Genomic DNA, 21,598 nt, shown 5'->3' with positions numbered 1-21,598 from the left:
CTAAGGATTACGGTTGCGTTTTCAGTTGATTCTCTTTCGCTCGATCGTATTCAGCAATTGCTCAAAGTCTTTCATTGATCGCGCTACTTCCTCGTTTATGAGTTGGTTGATAATCTCATCTAAAGAAGTTTCTGTTGGCAGCAAGCTTGCCCAAATCTGTTTAACATCTTCAAGATTATCAAGCAAGCTTGTGGGAAGTAGAGATACTCCATTGTAAGCTTCGAGCGTCGGTGGAGACAGCACGATCGCACTTTCAGGAAATACTAGAGCTTGAATATAGCGCCATGCATCTTGAGGATGAAGATCTGTGCAATCCCATAGGAGACGAAGCGGATTTGCCTCTTTGCATAAAGTTTTCCAGCGATCGCTCTGATAGACATTTCGATAGTGCTGGTAGAGAAGATTCGCTTGAACGACTCCGAAAGATGTCGGCTCTGGTGCGTTAGGTGTGAGTGGATGAATTGCTGCATCGAAGCGACCCATCGAAAAACTGGTAAAACAAGCAACGTTATTCACAGATTCTCCTTGTTGAATGAGGCTCTCTAGACCTCGAAGATACGCATTGAATACTTGTTCATAGGTGGTCTGAGAAAACACGAATGTTGCATTCACATTCATGCGATCGCTAATTAGTTGTTCAATCACCGGAATCATGATTTGAGTAGCTGGAATTCTTAGCATCAAGTTACACCATCCGACAGATTTCCAGATTTTTTGAGCTTCTGTGATCGCGGTTTCAGCTTGCAATAGCGAGTATGGCGGGAGATCAACTTGAACGTAACCGTCTCGCCCGTGGGTTTGAGTATAGGTTTGCTTTAGCAGGTCAGCCGCTAATTGCAGGTCTCGCATGACCGCATAATCGTAGTACTGTCGCGCCGATAGCTTGCTGCCTTTGCGGGCAAGTGTGCTGAAGTCGTGATCGTATTCCTGCCCTCTAATTGCAGCTTGCAGGCTTTGAAAGTTTGACAGTACACCCTGCACGCCATCGTCATCAATAGAGTACTGCAACTGACCACTAATAATCCAGCCTCGCTCAAACCCGTCTAGCCAGACTGATTGCCCCCGTTGTTGCAGCGATTGTAACAAGTTCATATAGCCTATGAATTTCGCAGGTGTAGAATGCGACTCCTTATAATTTTGGGATGTGGAAAATGATGAACTTTTGAGGATTGAAGAATAGCAAGGAAGCTACCGTGACCTATTTTTATGGCGCAAGCTGTTTTGACATAAGTTCAGTCTGCAAAACTTCTGCAAATTTCACCACTCAATATCTGCCAGTTAAGCTCTGACTTAAGGCAATTGTCTCAACGCTCGTGTGATACGCATCGGCTACGCCAACGCACCCAATGTTTTAAGGGTGGCTTTTTGAGCAACTGTCAATCCGCTTGCGCCTTGAATATTCATGCCTTCATAGAGTCGATCGACCGTCACCGTACTCAGGCAATGTCCTGTCTGCACATCCCACAGGTTAATGGTGTGATCGTCGCTGCCACTTAGTACAATTTGACCATCAGCGCTAAATGTAGCGACCCGATATTATAATCGCTCCGACCCGAAATCATCGCGTTTTTGAGACCACATTAAACGATAATAAGCAGGTGGTTGAGACCGCATTAACAGAGAATAGAACCACATTAAACGACAACAGACCGAAATCATAAATTTCAGACCAGATTAACTGAGAATAAAAATTGGGGAGAAGTCAGTAAAGAAAACGAGCGTTTTCTTGACTGGAAACGGACAAGTTACAGCCGAACCAAAAGTTGTCATTGTTTAGGGCAAAAAACTTAGTAATTATATCAATTGCAGGATATGATTGATAAACACGAGTTTATTTACTCTAAACGATGCTAATTGGCTATGCTCGCGTGTCAACAGACGATCAAAAATTAAATCTGCAAAAGGATGCTTTGCAGGCGGCAGGATGCGAGCAGATTTTTGAGGATTACTTCAGTGGAGTCAAAACTGCTCGTCCAGGCTTAACCTCAGCATTAGAAATAGCTAGAGCCGGGGATACGCTTGTAGTGTGGCGATTAGACCGTTTAGGCAGATCCCTTAAAGACTTAATTGAGTTAACAGAAACCTTAAAAGGGCGCTCGATTGGACTGCATAGCCTGCAAGAATCGATTAATACCACTTCAAGTAGCGGACAGTTGATATTTCACTTATTTGGGGCATTGGCAGAATTTGAACGTAACTTAATCCGAGAAAGAACCCAAGCTGGACTTGCTGCCGCCAGAGCTAGAGGGCGCAAAGGTGGACGACCCAAAGCTTTAGACCCTAACAAACGACAATTGGCAGTTAAGCTCTACAACGATCGTCAATACTCAATAGACGAAATCTGCCACATGATGGGCATCTCCAAACCAACCCTCTACAACTATGTAGCCGAGGGGCAAATAAGATAATGCCCCGCCAACAGATATCTGTCTCGGCTTTGGTAAGCTTACGCCAACGACTGGACTTGCTACCTAATCGCTGTCCCGAACGGAAGCTCCTCCTTTATGAAACCGCTAGTTTATATGGAATATCTACAGACACCCTGTATCGGCTATTACGAGAGGTGTCAAAGCCGAAATCCCTCCGGCGTACCGACCGAGGACAGCCGCGTAAGTTGTCCTCAACGGAAATGGAAAATTACTGCGAAGTCATTGCTGCTTTCAAAATTCGCACCAGTAACAAGAAGGGACGGCATATCTCCACCTCACGAGCAATCGAGTTGTTAGAAGAGCATGGAATCAATACCCCTAATGGTTTTGTACAACCCAATAAGGGACTACTTACCAAAACTACTGTAAATCGCTATCTCAAAGCGTGGGGTTACGACACAGAAAGAATGACTAGACAACCGCCATCAGTTAGGTTTCAAGCGGATGATAGCAATGACTGTTGGCACTTTGACCTTAGCCCTTCAGACTTAAAACACATCAAGCAACCAGCCTGGGTTGAACCCGGTCGTGGCAATCCACTCCTGATGCTTTACAGCATCGTTGATGACCGCAGTGGAATGTGCTATCAAGAATACCACTGCGTCTATGGAGAAGATGTGGAAGCTGCCCTGCGGTTTTTATTTAACGCTATGACAGCTAAAACTGACTCTAGTTCACCCTTTCAAGGCATTCCCGCCACAATTTATGCTGACAATGGACCAATATCTAAAAGTCAAGTATTCCAAAACGTCTTGTCATGCTTGGGCATCAAATTGATGACCCATATGCCCAAAGGTAGCGATGGTCGGCGAGTGACCGCCCGCTCTAAAGGTAAAGTTGAAAGACCATTTCGCACAGTCAAAGAAGCTCACGAAACCCTTTACCACTTCCATAAACCAGAAACAGAAGCCGAAGCCAATCAGTGGCTCCATAAATATTTAGATAACTATAACGACCAACCACATCGGTCAGAACCTCATTCACGAATGGAAGACTGGCTACAAAATATCCCCAAGGATGGACTGCGTGCCATGTGCAACTGGGAACGGTTTTGCACTTTTGCTCGTGAGCCACAACGACGGAAAGTTGGGGGTGATGCCAGAGTCTCCGTCCTTGGAGTGGCTTATGAAGTAGACCCAGACCTAGCAGGTGAGACAGTGATTCTTTGGTGGGGATTGTTTGATAACCAGCTATATGTAGAACGGGACGAGCAAAGGTATGTACCCTATTATCCGGTGGACGGGCCGATTCCATTACATCGTTATCGGAAGTTCAAGAAAACCCGCACTCAAGAACGGGCTGACAAAATTGCGGCTTTAGCCAAGCAACTAGATTTACCACTATCAGCCCTGACTCTTAATGCGGACTTACGGTTTATAGAAGAAAAAGAGCAATTACCAGCATTACCGATGAAACCCTTTCGAGACCCTGATCCATACTTGGAATTTACTTATCCGACGACCTTAATGGCAAAGTTAGCTATTGCTGATTACTTAGGTCGGTTGTGTTGCAAAAACTTAGTGAAGACAGAAAACCCCTGTGGCAGGAGTTGAAATTATGCAACTACCCCAAAGATTTGATAGATAAAGACAAGTCGCTCTTTGATGGCTCCCCTGGGAACACCAATAACTTGTCCTTTTCTAACCATGTTCAGAGTTTCATATCCCCGAATGGTTCTTCTTGCAGTGTTGAAGGAGCCAAATCCCATTCCTGGTTTGACTAATCGTTTTATCCCCCGATGGTCTTGCTCCACAATATTATTGAGATATTTAATCTGTCGTAATTTCACTACTTCGGGTAACTTATTGGCAGCTTTGAGTACGTTAATCGCTTTTGGATAAGCAGGGTTCTTATCCACAGTGATGACTCTTGGTACGGAAGTGTGAATTGCTTTCAATGTCTTACGCAAAAACCGTTTCGCCGCTTTCGCATCCCGCTTCGCTGTGAGGAGGAAGTCTAAGGTGTTCCCTGCCGAATCGACTGCTCGGTATAAATACTTCTGCTTGCCTTTGACCAAAATATAGGTTTCATCTACCCGCCATGAGTCATTAGTAAGCTTTAGATACGGTCTGACTCGTTTGTCCATTTCTGGACTATATTCTTGCACCCAACGGAAGACGGTGCTGTGATGTATATCTAATCCCCGCTCGTTCACCATCTCTGTTACTTGGCGATAGGAAAGCGGATAGCTTAGATACCACCGAACACAACGTAGGATGATTTCTGACTGATAATGCCGCCACTTGAAGGGGGATTTAGAATTCATTAGAGGCCGGTACAATGATTTTCTCTAGCGGAATTATTTCAGCCTACCATTTTTTGCAACACAACCGCCCCCAGAACCATTTAGTGCTTTAACAGTTTCCTCAAGCACGGTCTGCTGACTTTCTACAACATTGAGTGGGGAATGAAGCAGACTGCTGATTTGATTAATCGTGGCTTCATGGTAAGCCTGTTGTCGAGCTTGCAAGAGTAGGTTTGATTGAGCAATCGCAATCGTCACTTGATCCACCAGCAACTGCACGACTTTCAACTCTTGTTCGGAAAAGAGGCGTGTCTGAGTATGGTGACAAGCCAACAACCCCCATAAGCGGTTTTGATGCAGAATTGGTACGGTCAGAGAAGAATCTACACCCATATTAGAGAGATATTTGAGGTGGCAGGGGTCCGCTGGATAATAGCGAATATCTTCTATCGCTAGGCCTTTTCTGGTTTCTGGACAGTCCAACTGGTTGATTGTCTTACGCTGAGAAGCAATATCCATAATTACCCGTTGACGGGCTTTAACAAACATCTCACGGGCATGGGGAGGAATGTCGCCAGCCGGAAAACAGAGACCTAACAGAGAGGGTAGGTGATTCCTATGAATAGACTCTGCAATGACTTCACCACTTCCATCGGGAGCAAATCGATAAATTTTGACTCGCTCTATGCCCAAAAATGAACGGATTTCTAGCACCGTCGTCGTCAAAATTTCTTGCAGATCCAAAGACTGTCGAATTCGGTTGACAATTCGATTGAGCAAGGTCTCCTGTTCCAAGGTTTGTGTCCAATTTTGTGTAACATTTTTATAAACCATTTTACTAAGTGATTTTTATAAATTAATTATGAATATGCTTAAGCTAAGGATGACTTATTCTACTTAAAAAACTAACAGTGCAACTAATTAATACTTGTAAAATGTTATTGAAGATTCAGGGTTTTGTTGTCAAAATTTGTGATACTTTACTAAAGCTAGCTTAGCTTTAGTGGCAAATCAGTAATAACTCAGATGTGTTGATTCGGCTCTAAAATTGTGCCGCAATTAGGTAAAGTATTTAAGTAGAAATTCAGCAATTAGTCTGGAGCCAGTTTACTACCCAAATTGTAGCAGCATTAACGTAGCCAGACGTAGGAAAACGACACTGACTATTCGTTTTCTAGGAGAGAGAATCGCACCCACCAGCAGCACGCTTACTGATTCCCTCACAGGGTTGGAAAATAGGGGGCAAACGCTAGGATTAAAAGCAGAATTTTTTTTGGTAGCAAGTTCATCAGGAGAAATCAAATAATGCTTTCCTGATATTGCTAGCTTTTCACCTCTTCAAAATGGATAAAGTCGAGCTAATAATGTAAGTTTTAAAGTCTAAGTCAAGCGAGCAAAGCAATTAATTATTTTGTGGTGCTTCAGCAGATAATTTACATGGGAAGGACAACACGCACTGTTGTTTTTTGGTAGGGAATGCTGTCTATTGCTAATTCTCCTCCGTGCAATTCAGACAGACGTTTAGCAATCGTGAGTCCCAATCCTGAGCCTGTTTGTCCATAAAGTTTGCGTTCAAACTGTACATAGGCTCCAAGATTAGCAATTTGCTCAATTGTCATACCTTGTCCCTGATCTGTAACGAACAGGGTAAACATATTGCCATTAAAAACACTTTTTATTACAATGGGCGTTCCTGGTGAAGAAAATTTGCAGGCATTATCAGTCAGCTCCTCCACAATTTTTGCCAAATTTGCTTCTGAAATTGAAACTTTGGCATCTTGTAGCTCCAGATGCAAATCTGCTCCGCGCTTTAACTCTTTAGCTTTTTCGTTTGCAATATCTGTAATCAAGCTCTTGACCAAGCTTGAAGATTTGCTCCGTAGTATCTCGACTTGCTCCGGATCTGTAGCAGTTGTTTCAATTAATGCATAAAATAGAAAATTTTGGCTTAATCTCTGTAAGCGTAGACTTGATGCGTAGGCTTCCGTTGTCATTTCTAGAATTTTGCGCCGCTCGATTGAATCGTATTCGGTCGTTAAAGTTTGTAAAACTTCCTGAATTGCATGCAGGGGCATCATTAGTTCATAAGGTAATGAGTCATTAATACTACCGCACAGTTTATTTAGCTTATGTTGAAACTGTGTATTTATGACTTTTCGTTTGTCGAGCCGAGCCTCGACTGCATTTAGTAAATCGTTTCGCGTAAATGGTTTGGTCAAATAATCATCTGCTCCTGAGAGCATACCGAGGCGAAAATCAGCTTGATCAGTTTTGGCAGTAACAAAGATAAAAGGAATTGTTGCAGTTACTGGGTCTTGAGACAAAATTTTTCGGACACCGTAACCGTCTAATTCGGGCATCATGATGTCGCAAAGAATTAGATCGGGTATTTCTTCCTTAGCCAGTTGTGTGCCGATGTAACCGTTTTCTGCTCCAATTACATTGAAATCCTCAAATTGAAGTAGCTTGAGAATATTTAATCGGACATATTCTTCATCTTCAATCACTAAAATTTTGTGCATTTGTATATACCTATATTTAAAGGAAAACTAACTGTAAATATTGTACCAACCCTGACTTTACTAACCACTGTAATAATGCTCTTGTGTAATGCCTATCTATCCTCTCACGACTAGCTAAGAAGAGAGTAACTTTAGAGATGTTGGTTTACAACTAATAGTTGTAAACCAACATTGCAATATACATACATCGACAAATAATTGTCACGGTGGTTGCGTTTCCTCACTATACTTCCGTACACTCTCTTGAGCTACCACAATCTGCCCAACTATCTCCAACGCAAAATAAGAGGCTAAGACTGCTATTAAAACCGAAAGCAAAACAAGTTTTCTATCATAGATAACTATCATAACTATGCCTACATAATTTATTTCTTCGCGCTGTTTTGACGTAGTTGGTTTATAGACCTAGTTCTAGTTTTGTCAGTAAATTAGTCGGATAACCTAATAAAATTTTCTTTTGGCTTTCATCTAGACCTTTCTGCTCAATTAAGATAGGCAAATCTTTGAGGAATTGAGTACATCGCTTAATAAAAGCAGCAGCCCATTGTTTTACCCATTGGTGTTGTAAAGCACTAACATATTTTGTATTTATACTAAAAAATGTAATTTCAGCAGAGTGGTTGATTTGGAAATTACTAATCCATTCAAACTGAGGACGAGTTAAATCCAAATAGTTGGCAGTTATCTTAGAACCTAAGTATTTACTAATGAATTTACTCAATTTATTAAGAGCATTAAGTAACTCTTCAATAGTTACTTTTATTTCTAATGTGAATAGAAGCTTTTCCTGAGCTAGAGTCTTAAAAGATATCAGTGCAATTTCAATGTCTTTTTGCAGCGCATTTTTCAATTGCTTAGTTGCTATTGCATAAGTTAAAACCAGAACATGAAGATTATGATTCAGTTTATAGGCATATGCATAATAATTAAGTAATGAAAATTCAAACAAATCAAATTCTTCATATTTGCTTGCAACAATTTGTAAAGTATTCTGAGTTAGATTTTGCTTTTCCTCACAGCTAATGACTTGCTCTTTAACATATAAATCTAATTGCGTTTGTCCATCAATTATTCCAACTCCTGTAACTTCTGGAATATCAAAAAACTCTTGAAAAATATCTTGACTCATATGCTTGATATGTGATTTTTGCTTATATCACAAAAGTTGTAATGAAATGAAGAATAGCTAGACTTACAAAATACTAACACTGGTAGCAGCAGGAAGACATCAAATATAACCTTATAAATAGCCAAGCATAAACAAATCGCAAATGAGTTTGATTTAGAAAATGCCACAGGCAGTCACACTTTCTAAATTAGTTCTAGTCAAAATTTTGTAATTACATTAGTTGTATAAAAGTAAAAAAGTAATGCTCTAGTTGACCTCATTATAGTTCAAACAATTGCTCTTCCTGATGGGTCAGGATAACACAATCAGCAGTGGGGTATGCCCTACAAGTGAGAACAAAACCAGCATCAAGTTCCTGTTTCTTGAAGAAGGAATGATCGGACTGGTCTACTGAACCTTCGATCACCTTACCAGTACAGACGACGCAGGCACCTGCACGGCACGCATAGGGCAATTCAATGTTCTGCTCTTCGGCAGCATCAAGAATATACTGGTCACTAAAAACTTCAATAGTGGTATTTACTCCTGCTACTTCGTTGACTAATGTAACTTGATAAATTTTGTCAGCGTTTCTCTTGAACATACTTGTCTCCTTATAGATTTTTATTTAGTAGCGACCGATCGGCAACGCCTTCTAAGTAGAAAATAAACACTCTATTAATGTTATATATGACAACTGCAGAAGCGCTACCAACCTCCTTTTCTAAGCCCTCAATTAAACCGATTATGAAATCTTCAGTAGCAAAAAGATTACGTCCTTCATTCTAGTCAGTTACGATTTCTACATCAGATTGGAAATAAAAAAAGTCTTTAAAACTATAGTGAGCGTGCTTCTTAGGATATTTCTGTTTAAGAAAATGTCCTAAATTAGAACTAGCCTGGTTTTTGACAGTTCAAAGCGGATTCTTAGAGATAACAACCATTTAAGGCAGACTCGCTCATTAAAAATTGAACAATTTTTCGGTGACTCTCAAAGCAAATTTAACTAAATAAAAGTTATAAGTTAGGTACTTTTAAAACTTAACTTCAAAGAAGTGTTTAAGCCTCGATAAGATTACTGATTTTTTATCAACATTAAATTAATTACGTGAATTAATTATGTAATTACACGGATCTCACAATCTTAAATTACTGCTTTGCTTCGATAGAAATGCCATTATGAATTTAAGGACGTGCGTTAATAACCTTCCCCCTAGCTCTATCAATCTCTCTTTTGTTATTCTAGGTAAGGAAAAAACCTCAAAACATGAACAGGCTTGTAATGTGTTGCTTTCAAGCTTGATTTACTGAGTTCTAACTTTATTTGGGGTGTAGTCAAAAGTAGTTGGTAGAAATAACAGAAAACCGTATTGTGAAAGGTTAGCAAGGTTAAAGCGCTGCTTTTGGTTATGTTGTAAAAACTTTGTGAGGTCAGAAAATCCCTGTGGTATGTGGTAGGGGATTATGCAACCACTCCAAAGATGCGGTGGAGGAAAAGAACCTGCTCTTTGACGGCTCCCTAGGGAACTTCTAAAACCTGTCCTTTTATTACCATGAATAACTTCCAGAAGCTTTTATAAGTTAATCGATTTGCATAACAGCTACTGTATATAAATAGCTTAACTCAGTAACTAGAGGATCTCAAAGTAGTAACAACCTCATAATGAAAGCACCACTGCCTGATAACGAAGCCCAAAGGCTGAAAGCCCTTTATGGATGTAAGATTCTCGACACTGCTTCCGAACAGGCGTTCGACGATATTACCCGTTTAGCTGCACAAATTTGTGGCACTCCCATTTCCTTAGTGAGCCTGGTTGAGGCGGAGCGCCAATGGTTCAAGTCTAAGGTGGGCTTAGAGGCAATAGAAACATCTCGTGATGTCTCCTTCTGCGCTCATGCAATCCTGCAACCGGATATTTTGATTGTTTCAGATACTCTAGTAGATAAACGGTTTGCGACTAACCCATTAGTAACCTCCGATCCCCAGATTCGGTTTTACGCTGGAGTACCTCTATTTTCTCCCCAGGGATATGCGCTAGGAACACTATGCGTAATTGACTTTGTTTCTAGAAAACTAAGCCAAGAACAAGTAGAGGCATTGCGAATATTAGGTCGCCAAGCAAGTTCGCAGATTGAATTGCGCTGTAATTTAGTTAACTTAGTTAGTGCTAATGAGGCCTTACAAAAAAACGAAGATCGTTTACGGTTGCTCGAGTCAGTAGCGGTTAACGCCAACGATGCAATATTGATTACTGATGCTGAACCCATTGAGCATCCAGGTCCGCAGATTGTTTATGTCAATCAAGCTTTTACTAAAATGACCGGCTACAGCCTGGAGGATGTACTTGGCAAAACACCACGTCTCCTTCAAGGATCGAAGACTGACCAGGACGCTCTCGATAAGATTCGCGTTGCACTCAAAGCTTGGCAACCAGTTCGGGTTGAACTAATCAATTACTGTAAAGACGGCTCTGAGTTTTGGGTAGAGCTTAGTATTACGCCAGTAACAGATCAAAAAGGCTGGTACACCCACTGGGTATCGGTGCAGCGCGACATTACTGAGCGGAAACAGATAGAAGAAAAAATTTTAAAAGCATTGGAAAAAGAAAAAGAACTGGGCGAACTCAAGTCTCGCTTTGTTTCCATGGTCTCTCACGAGTTTCGTACCCCGCTAACTACTATCCTATCCTCTGCTGAATTACTAGAACATTACAGTCATAAGTCGAGTGAGAAAGAAAAACTTAGTTTTTTCTATCAGATCCGCACTGCTATTCAACGAATGACGCAGCTTTTAAATGACGTTTTAGCAATCAATAAAGCGGAAGCAGGAAAATTAGAATTCAAGCCAAATTACCTTAATTTAGAAGAGTTCTGTCGCGCTCTGGTGAAAGAGATGCAAATCAATAGTAGAAATAAGCACGTTATTTTCTTCAGCAGTCAAGGTCAATGCCCAGATGCTTGCATGGATGAAAAACTACTTTTACACATTTTTACCAACTTGCTCTCTAATGCTATTAAATATTCACCCCAAGGTGGCACTATCTATTTTAAAGTTAATTGCCGTAATGAAGATGTAATTTTCCAAGTTAAAGATAAAGGTATTGGGATTTCTACCGAGAACCAACAACGACTATTTGAACCATTTCATCGAGGGGAAAATGTTGGTAATATTCCTGGCACAGGACTTGGGTTATCTATTGTCAAAAGGTTGGTGGAATTACATGAGGGTCACATTACGGTTACTAGCCAAATCGGAATTGGTACAACATTTACAGTTAAGTTGCCATCTAAACAGCAATCATAGATAAGAAGGAGTTTTATTATAAATGTTCAATTACTACTACGAAAAGAGCTATTAAATTCAATTTTCCTGCGATGTAATGATATTTGCTCTTAATATCCATAGCAATAATAAATACCAATAAACTATTCAACGCTTATAACTTAGAACCAGATTTTAGACGACTGGGAGAAGGTAATTATATACGAGAAGCTTCCAGTGTATCTTTTAGAACCGATGAATGAGTTACGATTTATTAAGAGTTTGAACAAAAAAACTTCTAATTTTTTTATTTTTGTATAGGGTCTGTGCTTTATCAATAAAAAATTATTTTACATCCGTATAATTCCTTAGTTCATCAGTTCCTCACTAAAAAAAATCAGTAAGTTCCTGGATGAACAAACACTTAAACAATTATAAAACTTTAGTATAAGCGACATTTAATTTTAATAATTTCTGGCTATCATCTGGCTTGGGAATCAATCTTAAAGGCTGTAGCTACAAGTTACTCACTTAGAAATGGAAAATTCTGCACATGGTTGTTCTATCCGAAAATAAAATTATTACTCCTAAAAAGGAATTCAAAAAAGTTGAACATCCTTTAAAGCACAAGTATCCCCAAAGAAACGCCCACTACAGTTTTACAGATTATTTTCATTTTGAGCGTGATCGCGGCATAATTACAGACTGGAACGAAAGCCGTAATATGTTTGCTAGTGAAGACTTTATTATTGGTTTAATTGAAGGCTTAGAGGAAGAAGTAGGCTCGGCTTCTGGTGTCGTGATGTACAATATCGGCTACCAATGGGGCTTAAGAGATGCTAAGTTTTTCCAGCAATGGTTTGAGCAAGAGTACAAAAAAACTATCCGCGAAGTAAATTCTGTCTTCATGCTAGAAGCTTGGTGGTGGCCATTTACCGCTCAAGGTTGGGGCAACTGGGAAGTAGATATGAGCGAACATAAAAATGGATTTATGTTTGTCAACATCTTTGACTCGGCGGTGGCGAGAACTTTGGGCGATGTTGGTAAACCTGTATGCCACATTTATGCTGGCTTATTTGCTGGTTTCTTTAGCGATATTGTCAAAAAATCCTTAAGTTGCATCGAAATTCAATGTTACTCAATGGGGGAAACCTACTGTAAATTCCTCCTCAGCAGCCAAGATCGAGTTGAGGCGGCCGACTTCTGGCACAACGAAGGCGCAACAGCAAGAGACATTGAAAAACGCCTGCAGAACGGAGAGCGCCTGCGATGAACAGTTCAGATTCCTTCTTGGGACTGACTGTAGGGGATTATTTTAACTCGTGTAATTGGCAACTAGTACCGCCACCAATTAACAACTACGTTTTACCCCAACACGCTAAGATTACCTGCCCTCAACGCTCAATTATCTTATCAAGACTGACTGTAGAAGAATTTTTTAATTCTTGTAATTGGCAGATGTTACCACAAATAGAGCCAGATGAAGGCGACTATAGTATCTCCACTCTGCCACAGCTACAAGCTGAAAAAGATGCTTTTCCAAATCCCTCAACGGCCTTACCGTGCTTGACAGTAACGGAATTTTTTAGCCTATGTAACTGGCACTGCTTACCGATAGAAGTCCGTCAAACCCAGCTTTTGCCCTTAGAGCAGAAGCCACACTTGACTTGGCAAGTACAGGCTTTTTTACAGATTATTCCTTGGGAAGGTAGCCCAGATATTGGTAGTTTACCTCAACCGTCAACGCTATCAAAGTCAATTTCCTCAGCCCAGGTAGAGATGAGCTTAAACAATCTATCCAAACTATTTTAGAGACAAATTATGAACGCAAACATTCAATCATTACTCTACGATGCAGATGAACGCTACTTAAAGTCAGGGGAAATTGGCGCTCTTAAAAGTTACACATCATCTTTATCCCAGCGCCTAGAAACCTATGAATTACTGCGCGACCAAGAAACAACAATCTTTCAACCTATTGCAAACCAACTTCTTGCCAGCTTTCCTGATCAGCAGCACGATTTGGAACGCAGTTTGAAAAACTGGCTAGCAGTCCTGCGCTACTGCACGATGGCAATGCTGCTAAATAACTCGGAATTTCTAGAACGGCGACTTTTAGAATGGCTCACTGATATAGTCCGAGTCCACCGAACCCAAGCCATCGATACCGCTCTTTACGAAGGATTGGAAAAGCAGATACCACAAATACTTGCCGACAACCAATATTCATTATTGCAACCTTTCTTAGCTCAAGCGGCGGCTAGTTTGCTTGTTACAGACAACTTAGCTCAATTATCCAAATAATCACTTTTTAACAACGGAGAATGCCCAAATGATTGCTATTGGCGATCTGCTCAAAGACCAACCTACAGTAGGTAATTACTTTGCCCCAGATGTCTACATAACTGGTGATTTTGAGTCGGGACTAATCGAAAACCGCAGAGGTGATCGCCTTTTAGCTCTACCAGAAGCTTTAATTCAAGGCATCTATGCGGGTTTAGAACAAGAATTAGGGAGCGCTAGTGGAATAGTTTTGTTTAACTGCGGTCGTTGGTGGGGCAAAAACTTTTATGCCCGTTTTGGCGAAGAAATTAGCGAATACTACCACAAATCCCTCGCCGAAATGGAAATGGTCGAACTGCTCCAATGCCTAAAACAATGTTGGAAAACTCACGGGTGGGGTATTTTTAACTTGGAACTTGAATATTATCAGCAAGGATTTTTGGTAGTCCAAAATTACAACTCTCCCTTTGCCGAAGCTGCTCCCCCTAGTGATCGCCCAGTTTGCTTTCTAGAAGCAGGCATTCTCAGCGCTTTCTTTAGCCAACTTACCGGGAAACAGCTTCATTGCGTTCAAACTTCCTGTGAGTCTTTAGGGGCAGATTGCAATTACTTTATTTTAGGCTTAGCGGAGCGGCTTAAAGCTGTAGAAGGATGGCTGGCAGAAGACCAGGATCATCAAACTATTATTGAACGGCTAAAGGTAAGTAAAGCTACCAACTTATAACGACTGACCACTTAGTAATCTTTTTACCAAGCTCAAAAATATGGTCAAAACCATTAAGCTAGAACCGATTTCTCAAGAGACAGTTGTGCAAACTGATGCCAATATTCTCTCAGCGCTATTAGACAATGAACTAAATATTCTGCACGATTGCAACAGTCGAGGAATATGTTCTACCTGCCACGTTTACATCAAAAGTGGAATGGAGAGCCTTTCACCGATTAGCCGCCGCGAACAGAGGACTTTGGAAGTAATTACAACAACTCAGACAAATTCCCGCCTTGCCTGTCAAGCAAGAGTTATGGGTGAAGGGGTAGTTGTGGAGTTACCTGCGGGAACTTATGTAACGGCAATTGAAGATACTGAGTCTTTAATTGGTCGTCGCGCCGAGCAAAATATCCTGCATCCTATTACTGGCAAGGTTTTAGTAGAATCTGGTAAGTTAATTACCCGGTCAATGATTAGTCAACTCAACGATACTCGCACTCAAGTTAGCGATTATCTTGCCCACACCACTGACACTTAAATACACCTACCTTACGTTTAGATTTAAACAAATGTTAAAACAATTAGCCCGCTTGAGCAACGAAGCTGAAGGACATTATGCTTCCAGCGCCGAACTGCAATTTATCAAAGACTACATTGATTCTGTAGATACGCGCATTAGTGCTTACAAGAAGATTCAAATTGCGGAAGCAGAAATTGTCAACAAAGTAGCAGAAATTAGAAGTGCGGCGGAACCCGATTTATTTGCCAAAGTCTCCCAAGTTGATGGTGCTTCCGTCTGCAGACGCGATTTTTCAAACATTTTGCGTCACTCGGCAGCCGCGTTGTTATTTGACGATCACGATCGGATGCCAGAAAACTTTTTACTTTGGTACAAAACAATTGTGCGGACTTTTAAATATGATCGCGCGGCAGGGATAACTTATAAAGTTATGCAAGATGTCGCTCAAGAATACCTTACTCCTCAAGAATCCGCTTTATTCAATCCGATTTTACACCTCAACCAAGTTGTTCTCGGTTAAAAACCACAATTATTAATTAGCAATTTATCGGAGATATTTTGACGTTATGCAATCAAGTTTAAATCCATCCAAAACTCACGGTTGGTTAGATATTGTCGAAACCGTTTCTGTAGTTGGTTCTATCGGCGCTTCTATTGCCTCTATTTTTATCAATCAAGCGGCTCTAGCTTCGATACCTTTATCAATTACAGTGATGCTCAATCTGGTAAACCGCAAACTACAGCTAGAGGCGACTTCTAAAAATAGTCATAGCGCGATTTCTCAACTTATTCAAGCAGACGAGGCAAATAGTCAGCAAATCACTCAATTACAGCAGCTTACCTTTGACTATCAACAAGTTAAAAGCAACGTTCAAGAACATTCCCAGCACCTCCAGAGCAACCAAAGCGCAATTTCTCATCTGCTCCAAGAGCAGAGAGAAACCCAAGGGAAACTTCATGTTATCAACGAACAGCTGGCTCAGTCGAGTAGGGACTATAGTCAACTTAAAAGCGACACCCAAGACTACGTCAAACTCCCAAGCTTGTGCGAGGAGCAAATGGAAGTTGCTAGAAAAGTAGGTTATTTGCAAGAAATTGACAATTCTACTCAAGCTATTCGGATTGCTCCCTGCAATGCTGATGCCTACTTCAAACGAGGTCTTAGCTTCCAGGCACTAGGAAATAAACAAGGAAGCATTAGTGACTTTACAGAAGCTATTCAACTCAATCCTAGCCACGCTTCAGCTTACTATAGTCGCGGTTTAACTCATATCGATTTAGGTAATAGAAAAAGAGCAGTTCAAGATTTAAGGGAAGCTGCCAAACTATTTTTTGAAGCTGAAGATATTGCCAGCTACCAACTAGCTAAAGACTCTAGCAAGCAGATTCACGAGCTAAATTCGTCTGTTGACGCTGAAGATAGCGCGCAAGTTGCTGTCGGAGGTTTGTTTAGATAGGTTCAATAAAATGTTTGAGAGTAATAATGACAAGATTTATAAATTTATGCTTGTTAGTTGAAAAGTATTAAATACTACTGAAGTAATTGATACGAGTATATCCTTGACGTAACAAAGTGGTTTTATTTAGCTAAGTTTAACGCGATGCCGGAGGCGGTTTACTCAAAGTCTATTGCCAGCGTAAATTATTACATTCATCAGCAACTCACTTTAGTATGAATAGCGAACTTAGCAAATATCGACAACAAACAGAATCTAAATACTGCATTCTAGAGTTAGTAGGACAAGGACAATTTGGGCAGGTTTTTCGAGCTACTCATAAAACAAGCGGACAAGTAGTTGCTCTCAAACAATTAGAAATAAATCGCTTTCCAACTGCTAAGTTCTTACGAGAATTACACTTTTTGATCAGTTTACAGCATCCTAACGTTGTTGCTTTTCAGGGTTTAGAACATACCTTATCTGGAAGGTATTTAGTAATGGATTATTGTGAAGGAGGAAGTTTACGCAGTTTAATGAATTTACAAGGAAAACTGAGTTTAGCTTTAAGCTTAAAGTTAATTATTGATATTCTTGCGGGATTAGAGCATATTCATAGTTGCAAAATTATTCACCGAGATATTAAGCCAGAAAATATTCTGCTTAATCAGGATCCAACAGGTTGGATAGCGCGTGTTTCTGACTTTGGTATGTCTCGGTTCAATTACGAAGCTTGTGTTGATAAGCAAGATGATTGTGCTGGCTCACCTGCTTATATGGCTCCAGAGCGCTTTTACGGTCAGTATTCGTCAGCTTCCGACTTCTACGCTGTTGGAGTTTTATTATTTGAGTTAGTAACAGGTGTGCGCCCCTTTGCTGGCTTACCAGGTGAACTGCTGGTAGCCCATATAAATCAAGCTGTAATGATTCCAGAAACTGTACCTTTCTTGGTACGCTCTACAATTACTAAATCTATGCAAAAGCTACCATCTCATCGATTTAAATCGGCGACAGAGATGTTAAAGTCCGTTCAACTGGCGGCGCAAGTAGAAAGAGCAAGTAGTAATAGCGGCCGGGTTGCAAAAAATGGTAGAGTGAAATAATTCCGTCAGAGAAAATAATTATACCTACCTTTAATGAACTTACCTTCCTCATTTAAGTGGCGGCATAAGCACAGTCTAAAATTATTCTGCGTTGCGTCCGATGGTATCGGGAGTATAGCCGGGATACGTGCAAAATGGGACACACTGTAAATTTTTACAAACTATATCACTCTAAACTCTTGATGTGCGGTTGTTTCAATACCAAAAAGTACTTTTCTTCTCTAGTCGAAACATTCCTAAAAATGATTGTTTATGGACAAGTTGAGGCAGGGACAGGGATAAAAAGTTGATTTTACCGTGTAAAAGTTTGATTATCCCTTAATCATTCATGGGTAAGTTGGTAGTTTAAAAAAGCTTAGTTTGCAACATTTATTTACAACGTGTCCGATTTTACAGGTATCCCGGCTTTACCCCTTTTAGAAAATTTTTGGATTCAATATTTCCACGTTTTTCAAGTAGAGAAACTTTTCTGGAAGCTCTGCTAGGGGCAATTTTCAAGGAGCGTATGGCGATTGAACCTAGCTTCGCTACCTTTACACCTTTATCGGTAAGGTTGCTGGAATACGGCATTCTGACTGGCTCGAAGGGTTGTGATTACCTTAATTGCGATCTAGAAAGATGTCGAATAAGTTCTATATGGGGCAAGACGAGATAGTTCAGTCTTTTTGGGAATACTTAGTTTAGCGTTACGCTTTATCCATACAGGAAAATGAATTATCTACTTACTTCTGCTCAACAGTCTAATTTTCCTGAGTGCTACGAGGAACCGATCCACACACCGGGGTGCATTCAGCCCCAAGGGATTCTCTTGGTTTTAAAAGAACCCGACTTCACCGTGGTGCAGGTAAGTAGTAATACGGCGGCTTTTATTGATATCGAGCCCTACGAGCTGCTTGGAAAAAATTTAGATACAATACTTGATTCTCAGCAAATCAACTACTTAAGAGATTGCCTATCCTACGACGACAATTTGCAAGACGTAATTCCTCTTGAAATCACCTTGCAGGTTCAGGTCAAAGAGGGATTACAAGCCTTTGATAGCAACATCCACCGTGTAGATGGCGTGCTGATTCTGGAGATGGAGCCTTCCGCACCCAGTGAGGAAATCCGTTTTCCCAGTATTTACCATCTCACCAAGACAACTGTGTCTATACTCCAAAGCACTTTAAGCCTCCAGAAACTCTGCCAAATTGCTGTCAAGGAACTACGGAGGTTGACTGGTTTTGATCGGGTTATGATGTACCAGTTTACCGAAGAATGGCACGGAACCATAATCGCTGAGGACCGGGTAGAGAGCATCGACTCCCTGCTAGGTCTGCACTTTCCCGCCACCGACATCCCCGAACGGGCTCGCAAACTGTTTAACCTAAACAGAGTGCGCTTGGTCGAGAATGTCAACTCTGTACCGGTGCCAATTATTCCTGCCAATAATCCCGTTACCTCAACACCGCTTGATTTGAGTTTATCAATGCTCAGGAGTGTCTTGCCCATCCACCTTGAATATCTGCAAAATATGGGAGTTGCTGCCTCTACTGCCATAGCACTCACCAAGAACGGTAAACTGTGGGGACTGGTCGTCTGTCATCACCGTTCTCCCAAACGGGTTTCCTACGAAACTCGTGCCGCCTGCCGCTTCCTTAGCCAGGTTCTGTCTTTAGAACTGGCGACGAAGGAAGACATTAAGGATCACGAGTATCTCATGAATTTGAAGTTTTTCCAGACCAAGTTTATCGAGTATATGTCCCAAGAGGAGAACTTAACCGACGGTTTAGTCAAGTACAACCCTAACCTGCTGAACCTAATTGATGCCAAAGGCGCGGCTTTGTATTTTAACAACTGTTGCACTCTGCTCGGAGAAACTCCTAAAGCAGCAGAAGTTGAGCGCCTGGTTAATTGGTTGGACAAACATTCCCAAGAAGAAATCTTCTGCACAAACTCGTTACCACAGTTGTACAAGGAAGCTGAAGGCTTCAAGAATATAGCTAGCGGTTTATTGACAGTGCAGCTCTCCAAGGAGCAGAAAAACTATATACTGTGGTTTCGTCCGGAGGTCATCCAGACAGTAAATTGGGGAGGAGACCCCAACCGACCCGTCGAAGTAGAGGAGGGCAATCTACGCCTGCACCCGCGAAACTCCTTCGCACTGTGGAAAGAGACGGTTAAGTCAAAGTCCTTGCCCTGGAAGCAATGCGAGCTTGATGCGGTTGGCGAACTCAGAAGCTCGATCATTGTCATTGTGCTACGCCGGGCAAATGAGGTAGCGAAGTTGAATGCGGAAATGCAAATTGCTTTGGATAAAGAAAAGGAACTGAGTACACTCAAATCCCATTTTGTCACAATGACCTCCCACGAGTTTCGCACTCCCCTAACCACTATTTTATCTTCTGCTAATATACTCCAAAAGTATAGTCACAAGCTGCGTGAGGAGCAAAAATTCACCCATCTCCAGCAAATTCAAACAAGTGTTAAGCAGATGACTCAGCTTTTGGATGATCTGCTGTTAATTGGCAAAGCCGTAGCGGGAAAACTACAGTTCGAGCCAACCCTAGTGGATTTGATTCGGTTCTGTCAAGCTCTGGTTGAAGAATTAAAACTCATCAATGACAGTTACACAATCACCTTTGCAAATCAGGGTAACGGCACCACTGCTTACATCGATGAAAAACTGCTGCGACATATCCTAACTAACTTGCTCTCCAACGCCATCAAGTACTCATCCCCAGATGGCAGTATCCATTTTGAGCTTATTTACCAAACGGGGGAAGTAATTTTCCACATTCAAGACCATGGTATTGGCATTCCTCAAGCAGACCAAGCTCAACTATTTGAAGTTTTCCATAGAGCCAGCAATGTTGGCACAATTTCCGGCACAGGACTGGGGCTATCTATTGCCAAAAACTCTGTAGACCTACACGGTGGCACCATCATAGTTGCTAGTGAAGTCGGAGTTGGCACAACGTTTACCGTCACGATTCCATTAGGGGTCGTGCCGAGATAGCTGTAAAAAAGGGTTGTGTTGCAAAAACTTCTGGAGGTCAGAAAAGCTGCTTGGAAAAGAGTTTTTCTATGCAACTACTCCGAAGATTTGGTTAATGAATTTATCCCACTAATGCCGAAAAGGTGATAATCTGCTTTTCAGAAAGATTGCGCTATAGGGAAAATGGCTGGAAGATTTGAGGGATTGAGTGATTTGGAATGGAAGCTATTTGAGGATGTAATAACGAAGAAAGTAGAAAAGCGGGGACGGGGAATGCCCCATGCTCCTTTCCGTTATATCCTTAACACTTTGATGTATGTATTAATTACGGGCTGCCGCCCTTGTGATGTACCAACGGGAGAAATCTGGGCATCAAAAAGTTCAGCGCACCGATGGCGCTCTGCGTTGGTAAGCAGATGGAACGCTAAAACTCCTGCAATCAAGGATATTAGGCATCGCCTCCGAAAAAGGGTTAATTAGGGGTAAAGTTACGGAAGCTGTCATCAGGGGCAAAGTAGTCTGTGAATACTACGGTTCAGACGTTTCAGCTTTTTTGATAATTTGGGATAGCGAAGTCTTACTATTGCTAAAAAGTTCTGATAAGAGTTGGAGTCGGAACTGAAGAGCGAAATTTATGTGCGGATCACCCTTTTTACTCACTGAACCAGAATCAAAGTGGATAAAGTTCCAATTCATCAATAGTATTCGGTACTTTATTCATTACTTTGCCCCTGGTGACACTTTCCGTAACACTACCCCTATCTGAACAATATTGTTGAACAAGACCACTCTTGGCTAAAACGATTAGTTAAACCGGGCATGGGATTTGGATCTTTTAACACTGCTAGAAGAACCATCAGAGGGTATGAAATCACGAATATGATGAGAAAAAAACAGATTTTAGGAGTTTCCAAGGGAGCCGTCAAAGAGCGGGTTCTCTTCATCCATCAAATCTTTGGAGTGATTACATAATTGAAACTCCTGAAGTAGGGGTTTTCTTTCCT

Annotated in this window: 20 protein-coding genes and 3 pseudogenes; 14 read left to right on the top strand and 9 right to left on the bottom strand. The window is 41.2% G+C overall.

From position 1 onward, the window contains the following. Positions 1–21: 21 nt before the first annotated feature. From SYN7509_RS0221200 to SYN7509_RS31830, 3 genes and pseudogenes are all read right to left on the bottom strand, one after another. Positions 22–1,092, bottom strand: coding sequence for a transaldolase family protein (locus SYN7509_RS0221200; RefSeq protein WP_009630263.1), 1,071 nt, complete (start codon positions 1,090–1,092; stop codon positions 22–24). A 237-nt stretch (positions 1,093–1,329) separates the two neighbouring features. Continuing rightward, a complete protein-coding gene (locus SYN7509_RS31440; RefSeq protein ID WP_255327331.1) occupies positions 1,330–1,458 on the bottom strand; it encodes a hypothetical protein in 129 nt (42 codons plus the stop codon). 6 nt (positions 1,459–1,464) lie between these two features. Next, a pseudogene (locus tag SYN7509_RS31830) lies at positions 1,465–1,524 on the bottom strand (hypothetical protein); the annotation flags it as partial. A gap of 323 nt (positions 1,525–1,847) precedes the next feature. Here SYN7509_RS31830 and SYN7509_RS0221195 point away from each other — a divergent pair. Then, entirely contained in the window at positions 1,848–2,408 is a 561-nt protein-coding gene (locus SYN7509_RS0221195) for a recombinase family protein (RefSeq protein WP_009629898.1), read from the top strand. Continuing rightward, positions 2,408–3,943: pseudogene (locus SYN7509_RS26580) on the top strand (IS481 family transposase); the annotation flags it as partial. The gene SYN7509_RS0221195 and the pseudogene SYN7509_RS26580, both read left to right, overlap by 1 nt. Before the next feature lie 41 nt (positions 3,944–3,984). On the opposite strand, the gene SYN7509_RS0221185 reads toward SYN7509_RS26580, so the two are convergent. From SYN7509_RS0221185 to SYN7509_RS0221160, 6 genes are all read right to left on the bottom strand, one after another. Next, positions 3,985–4,695 (bottom strand): IS6 family transposase, encoded by a 711-nt coding sequence (locus tag SYN7509_RS0221185; protein ID WP_028954484.1) that lies wholly within the window; start codon positions 4,693–4,695, stop codon positions 3,985–3,987. Between the two features lie 33 nt (positions 4,696–4,728). Then, positions 4,729–5,508, bottom strand: a complete 780-nt coding sequence (locus SYN7509_RS0221180) for a GAF domain-containing protein (RefSeq protein WP_009630679.1) — start codon at positions 5,506–5,508, stop codon at positions 4,729–4,731. Positions 5,509–6,107: 599 nt separating this feature from the next. Beyond that, a complete protein-coding gene (locus tag SYN7509_RS0221175; protein ID WP_009630680.1) occupies positions 6,108–7,196 on the bottom strand; it encodes a hybrid sensor histidine kinase/response regulator in 1,089 nt (362 codons plus the stop codon). A gap of 201 nt (positions 7,197–7,397) precedes the next feature. After that, positions 7,398–7,544 (bottom strand): MHYT domain-containing protein, encoded by a 147-nt coding sequence (locus SYN7509_RS31825; RefSeq protein ID WP_009630681.1) that lies wholly within the window; start codon positions 7,542–7,544, stop codon positions 7,398–7,400. Between the two features lie 49 nt (positions 7,545–7,593). Next, positions 7,594–8,325, bottom strand: coding sequence for a hypothetical protein (locus SYN7509_RS27815; RefSeq protein WP_009630682.1), 732 nt, complete (start codon positions 8,323–8,325; stop codon positions 7,594–7,596). Positions 8,326–8,584: 259 nt separating this feature from the next. Then, positions 8,585–8,908, bottom strand: a complete 324-nt coding sequence (locus tag SYN7509_RS0221160) for a 2Fe-2S iron-sulfur cluster-binding protein (protein ID WP_009630683.1) — start codon at positions 8,906–8,908, stop codon at positions 8,585–8,587. Between the two features lie 1,059 nt (positions 8,909–9,967). Here SYN7509_RS0221160 and SYN7509_RS26570 point away from each other — a divergent pair. The 12 genes and pseudogenes from SYN7509_RS26570 to SYN7509_RS29340 all read left to right on the top strand — a co-directional run. Further along, positions 9,968–11,608, top strand: coding sequence for a sensor histidine kinase (locus SYN7509_RS26570; protein ID WP_009630684.1), 1,641 nt, complete (start codon positions 9,968–9,970; stop codon positions 11,606–11,608). 511 nt (positions 11,609–12,119) lie between these two features. Next, positions 12,120–12,839, top strand: coding sequence for a V4R domain-containing protein (locus SYN7509_RS0221150; protein ID WP_028954483.1), 720 nt, complete (start codon positions 12,120–12,122; stop codon positions 12,837–12,839). Beyond that, a complete protein-coding gene (locus SYN7509_RS26565) occupies positions 12,836–13,378 on the top strand; it encodes a hypothetical protein (protein WP_009630669.1) in 543 nt (180 codons plus the stop codon). Before SYN7509_RS0221150 ends, SYN7509_RS26565 begins: the two co-directional genes overlap by 4 nt. A 9-nt stretch (positions 13,379–13,387) precedes the next feature. After that, positions 13,388–13,870: a globin family protein gene (locus tag SYN7509_RS0221140; RefSeq protein ID WP_009630670.1), complete on the top strand. Its 483-nt coding sequence runs from the start codon at positions 13,388–13,390 to the stop codon at positions 13,868–13,870. Positions 13,871–13,898: 28 nt separating this feature from the next. Continuing rightward, positions 13,899–14,573, top strand: coding sequence for a V4R domain-containing protein (locus tag SYN7509_RS0221135; RefSeq protein WP_009630671.1), 675 nt, complete (start codon positions 13,899–13,901; stop codon positions 14,571–14,573). Between the two features lie 40 nt (positions 14,574–14,613). Further along, the gene (locus SYN7509_RS0221130) at positions 14,614–15,096 is read left to right on the top strand and encodes a 2Fe-2S iron-sulfur cluster-binding protein (protein ID WP_009630672.1); all 483 of its coding nucleotides are present in this window, start codon (positions 14,614–14,616) and stop codon (positions 15,094–15,096) included. A 31-nt stretch (positions 15,097–15,127) separates the two neighbouring features. Further along, the gene (locus SYN7509_RS0221125; protein WP_009630673.1) at positions 15,128–15,598 is read left to right on the top strand and encodes a globin family protein; all 471 of its coding nucleotides are present in this window, start codon (positions 15,128–15,130) and stop codon (positions 15,596–15,598) included. A 46-nt stretch (positions 15,599–15,644) separates the two neighbouring features. Continuing rightward, entirely contained in the window at positions 15,645–16,535 is an 891-nt protein-coding gene (locus tag SYN7509_RS27810) for a tetratricopeptide repeat protein (protein ID WP_009630674.1), read from the top strand. Positions 16,536–16,750: 215 nt separating this feature from the next. Further along, the gene (locus SYN7509_RS0221115; RefSeq protein WP_009630675.1) at positions 16,751–17,617 is read left to right on the top strand and encodes a serine/threonine-protein kinase; all 867 of its coding nucleotides are present in this window, start codon (positions 16,751–16,753) and stop codon (positions 17,615–17,617) included. A gap of 709 nt (positions 17,618–18,326) precedes the next feature. Further along, entirely contained in the window at positions 18,327–20,615 is a 2,289-nt protein-coding gene (locus SYN7509_RS0221105; RefSeq protein WP_009630676.1) for an ATP-binding protein, read from the top strand. Positions 20,616–20,777: 162 nt separating this feature from the next. Beyond that, the gene (locus tag SYN7509_RS26555) at positions 20,778–21,074 is read left to right on the top strand and encodes a transposase (protein WP_009630677.1); all 297 of its coding nucleotides are present in this window, start codon (positions 20,778–20,780) and stop codon (positions 21,072–21,074) included. A gap of 279 nt (positions 21,075–21,353) precedes the next feature. Next, positions 21,354–21,566: pseudogene (locus tag SYN7509_RS29340) on the top strand (DDE-type integrase/transposase/recombinase); the annotation flags it as partial. Positions 21,567–21,598: the final 32 nt, after the last annotated feature.

Origin of the sequence: Synechocystis sp. PCC 7509, assembly GCF_000332075.2 — a bacterium.
Classification (GTDB): Bacteria; Cyanobacteriota; Cyanobacteriia; order Cyanobacteriales; family Chroococcidiopsidaceae; genus Aliterella.
The sequence above is the reverse complement of the archived record's forward strand: the minus strand, read 5'-3'. Positions and strand labels throughout refer to the sequence as shown.